At 74.8% G+C, this 606-nt stretch carries 1 protein-coding gene; it reads right to left on the minus strand.

The window, feature by feature from the left end; all coding sequences use genetic code 11:
- A partial coding sequence (locus GT354_RS00785; RefSeq protein ID WP_237534245.1) for a helical backbone metal receptor occupies positions 1 to 463 on the minus strand: 463 nt, incomplete at its 3' end.
- Positions 464 to 606 lie beyond the last annotated feature (143 nt).

The raw sequence follows: 606 nt of genomic DNA on the forward strand, positions 1-606 counted from the left end.
ACGGGCGGCGCCACACCGGGATGATCGCGCGGCGCGGTCGGGCAGGCGGGAGTACGCCGGCCCACGCGTCCCGCGCGGCGGCGAGCCACGCCGGCGAGGCCAGGCCGCACGCGTCGACCAGGAGACGGTCGAGCGACGCGAACGCCTCGTCGAGGGTACGGATTCGGGTGACCCATACCGCGACCCCGGCGGCTCGCAGTGCGGCCACGTCGGGTGCGCGGTTCTCCTCCTCGTTGGCGATCACCAGGTCGGGGGCCAGCGTGACGATCGCCTCGACGTCGGGATTCTTGGTTCCGCGCACCCGGCGCACGTCCAGGTCGGCCGGATGGGTGCACCACTCGGTGGCGCCCACCAGGAGTTCGCGTCCGCCGGCCGCGACCGCCTCGGTGAGCGAGGGCACGAGCGAGACCACCCGCCGCACCGCCTCGGGCACCGGCACGTCCGTACCCATGTCGTCCCGCATCTTCGGCTCCCCCTCCGAACGGGACCGTCAGGCGCCCTCAGGGGGCCGTCCCCCCGAGGCGTCGCCGTGATCGATCGCGTCACGCTCGACGAGTGTGCCGTAGGGGCGGGTCCGCACATCGAGCGCAGCCGCAGCCGCAGCCG

This window comes from Streptomyces sp. SID3343, from assembly GCF_009865215.1.
Taxonomy (GTDB): domain Bacteria; phylum Actinomycetota; class Actinomycetes; order Streptomycetales; family Streptomycetaceae; genus Embleya.